The sequence below is a fragment of the Hahella sp. HN01 genome, from assembly GCF_018986435.1.
Lineage (GTDB): Bacteria > Pseudomonadota > Gammaproteobacteria > Pseudomonadales > Oleiphilaceae > Hahella.
In genome coordinates this window covers 1-3,227 of sequence record NZ_JAHMIN010000089.1, presented here as the reverse complement: position 1 = coordinate 3,227, position 3,227 = coordinate 1, and the positions used below count along the sequence as shown (strand labels likewise).

General features: G+C 41.4%; 6 protein-coding genes. All 6 read left to right on the top strand.

Annotation, left to right across the window (positions count from 1 at the left end; translation table 11 throughout):
* The coding region (locus KP814_RS32095) for a transposase (RefSeq protein ID WP_216740602.1) at positions 1-213 on the top strand (213 nt) is incomplete at its 5' end.
* A 123-nt stretch (positions 214-336) separates the two neighbouring features.
* Complete coding sequence (locus KP814_RS32090) at positions 337-876, top strand: hypothetical protein (RefSeq protein WP_216740601.1); 540 nt, start codon at positions 337-339, stop codon at positions 874-876.
* 27 nt (positions 877-903) lie between these two features.
* The gene (locus KP814_RS32085; RefSeq protein ID WP_049780895.1) at positions 904-1,356 is read left to right on the top strand and encodes a hypothetical protein; all 453 of its coding nucleotides are present in this window, start codon (positions 904-906) and stop codon (positions 1,354-1,356) included.
* Between the two features lie 608 nt (positions 1,357-1,964).
* Complete coding sequence (locus KP814_RS32080) at positions 1,965-2,519, top strand: hypothetical protein (protein ID WP_216740600.1); 555 nt, start codon at positions 1,965-1,967, stop codon at positions 2,517-2,519.
* 69 nt (positions 2,520-2,588) lie between these two features.
* Positions 2,589-3,035, top strand: a complete 447-nt coding sequence (locus KP814_RS32075) for a hypothetical protein (protein ID WP_216740599.1) — start codon at positions 2,589-2,591, stop codon at positions 3,033-3,035.
* A 3-nt stretch (positions 3,036-3,038) separates the two neighbouring features.
* The coding region (locus tag KP814_RS32070) for a hypothetical protein (RefSeq protein WP_216740598.1) at positions 3,039-3,227 on the top strand (189 nt) is incomplete at its 3' end.

The window sequence follows — 3,227 nt, the reverse complement described above, 5'->3', positions numbered from 1 at the left end:
CAGCTATTCTTCCTGCCGCCTTACTCCCCTGAACTCAATCCAGATGAGTCCGTGTGGAGCTATTTGAAACATCAGCGACTGGGAAAGATGAAGATTGCAGGTCCAGACCAATTAAGAAAGATGGCTTTAAAAATCCTTCAGAGCATGAAAAGAACGCCATCATTGATTCAAAGTTTATTTAGGCATCCAGAACTTAAATATATTATGGCTTAGTGATCGGATACTTATTTACGGGTTAGTAACTCTGATCCTGTTACGTTGCATAAGTATCTTTATGCGAATGCTGACTCGGTGAGCCATATTGACCCGTCAGGAAATATGTCTCTAGAAGGGCATATGGCTGGAATAGGTGTTATGGGGACACTGCTAACCCTTACACTGAATCAGTATCAAGTTGGGCAGAGCTTCGCTAATGGGAGATCTTTAGCTGGAGGCAGGTATACTGATCAGGAAATTGGCTGGCTTACACTTGCCTCATCATCTCCTAAGCTAATGAGTTTAATTAGTGTCAAAGCTAAAACGAAGGATAACAGCCAAAAAATAGTTCCTTTGGCAAGAGCCGTTGAAGATGTAGAACTTGCAAGTTTATATACATGCAATTGTTTTGCTCTTGGTCCCAACATGTGGCCTAAACAATTTTTTAATACAGTTGGGGAGGCGCATAAATTTGGAGGTGATTATTTGCTCGGTAAACTCAAAATAGAGCGTTATCATATAGTTGAGGTGTCAATATCTGAGAGTATGCGGAGGGAGCTTCGTGATAGCTATGAACCGGGCATTGGGCCAATAGTTGAAGTGCCTAATGAACTTCTGCCTGCATTTAATGCAGATATGAAACTTCATGGTGGGTGGACTTACACTTCAACTCATCCATGAACAAGCTGACCACGCTGGTGAATATCTATGGATAAAAAGCAAGTTGACGAATTGTTGCGTAAGGTTAAAGAACAAGAATCGACAAGACATATTCATGTGCCATATAGAGAACGAATGGGGGGGGAACCCGACTTTGAAGTGAGTTATAAGCTTGCAATTGACCCGAAGTTGGAAGGAATTAAGGTAGCGCAAGGGATGCGATCAGATTTCCTTTACGATGGTGATGATCCATTGTCAGATGGTATACATATAATTTGGCCGGAATTTTTAGACAAAAGTGGTGAGGTAATCCGGGATAAAAACATAGAGCCTCCTGAAGAAGGTATGGCGCTAATGTGGATTATGTCACCTGAATCTAGAGAAAAGTTTCATAGAGATAGAATTAAGGTGGGTACTAAAGGCTATTGGGTTGTTGGGGCTAAGAGGCTAGCAAAGGTAACGGTGACGAAAATAATTGGCTTATATGAAGAAAAGATGTAGATAAAGGGTAAGGACAGAGTGGGACGGAATATATCAAACTAGTCGACGGAGCGGTCATCACTCCTTAATCTTTGTCCTGTTTAAATATACAGTTTTAGGGTTCAAGGATGAACCGCGCCAGAGATGAACTCATTTCCCTGTCCGATACCCGTTACTATCATTGTATTGCCCGCTGTCTTTGCAGGGAAGGTTATCTGTGGCAGTAACCTTTTCTCCGATCAAAGTTTTGAACACTGGCGTCTGTGGGTTGTGGGCCGCTTGATAAATCGTCAAAACAGGTCGCGTTGAGACTTGCACAGGTTTGGCCAGCAGCATGCGCAGACAATTCTGGCACAGGTGGCTGAAAGGACTGGTATTCTGCACAATAATACCCAGTTCATGCATGATTGCCCTGATCACTGGGTCATAATATGTTTCAGCTTTTGATTCTTACAAACTTTGAATCAAAGATGGCATTCTTTTCATGTTCCAAAGGAATTGTAAAGCCTTCATCTTTCCCAAGCGCTGATGCTTCAGTTAGCTCCATTCAGACTCATCTGGATTGAGTTCAGGAGAGTAAGGCAGCAGAATCATATGTTTGGCGTAGAAATTAAGTGTTCGAGGTTGCAATGAGTAAGAGAGAAGACTATAAATTTTACCTGGATGTTATTAACGGGAACCATTCGAATTTATCTTATCTCTTTACAGATGAGCCTGATGAAATCAGGGAAGGGATTATTCTCAACCACGCATTTGATGAACTGGTAGAACTTGGGGATAAAAGGGTCGTTGACGATCTTTTAGAATATGTTGACGAAGACATACATAGCTTCAATGCGAGAAAATGTGGTGCGCTGTATGTGTTGGGATTTTTAGGAGATAGCCGTCACAAGTGTCTTATTCAGTGTTATATAGACTCGGATGATTATAACTTGTCATATATTGCACTTGGCTCTATGTGTGAGTTGCTTTTGAGAGAGCAACTTTCCGAGACTGTGGCGAACGCTTTGGTTACAGATTTGGTTGAAAGATTGTCTTCGGGAAGCGGCTCTGTCGAAAAGGCGGTGGAATGTGCCAGAACACTAAACTTTATCGGTTACCAGGGGCTCGACGAGCTTCTGAATAAAGCGGCTTCTGAGTTTCCAAGCTTTTGGGATGATTACCAATCTGCAATTGCTGGGTGAGTCCGGCTTTCCAGTAACTAAAGTGAGTTGGGTGCTGAAGACTTTAGGAGTCAGTGTCAAAGGATTTTTATGATTGATGTGGATTTCTATTTTAACGTATGGGAGCCAGGAAGGGTTTCTGATTTGGCAAAAGATATAGAGGATGCGCTTAGTATAAGCTTTGGTGAAGCCCACGGAGAAGATTATGAGTCTAAGCTCTTAAGTGCGCCTATTCGTTTTCAAATAAATGAAGGTATGGAAGACTTCTCTGACTTGATGTTTAGTAAATATCAATTCGTATTGAATACGGATTCAAAGACCCCTCTGACTAATACGATGCTAGTTACGCTAATGACTTATGCTCTAGCCTTGCTTTTCAAAAAGGGGGTAGCAAAGAGCGGGATGCTGGTTTTTGATGGGCAAATTAATTTGCAAGAATGGAACTTTCAGAGCATGGATGAGGCATTTGAAAGTATTGACGAACAGCTAATGAATTTTGCTGAATTTATTAACTCCCTTCAAAAGGAGATTTGCTAATGGGTGCCAAGAGAGGGGGGCATTAATCATAAAAAAGGCTGTAAAAATAACAAATGTAAGCCCGTTCCGATAATAGACGATGAGCATATTTTTAAAGGTGAAATAGTAAATCGTACTGCTAAGGGATTCCATAGCTCTGCGGATTCTCATTACATGTTTGGATCTAAGGCCACAAGAATAATCAAGAATAAT

What these genes read in the sequence shown, in the direction of transcription:
- KP814_RS32090 (WP_216740601.1), top strand. Translation starts at nt 337, where the DNA reads ATGGCTGGAATAGGTGTTATGGGGACACTGCTAACCCTTACACTGAAT.
- KP814_RS32085 (WP_049780895.1), top strand. Translation starts at nt 904, where the DNA reads ATGGATAAAAAGCAAGTTGACGAATTGTTGCGTAAGGTTAAAGAACAA.
- KP814_RS32080 (WP_216740600.1), top strand. Translation starts at nt 1,965, where the DNA reads ATGAGTAAGAGAGAAGACTATAAATTTTACCTGGATGTTATTAACGGG.
- KP814_RS32075 (WP_216740599.1), top strand. Translation starts at nt 2,589, where the DNA reads ATGATTGATGTGGATTTCTATTTTAACGTATGGGAGCCAGGAAGGGTT.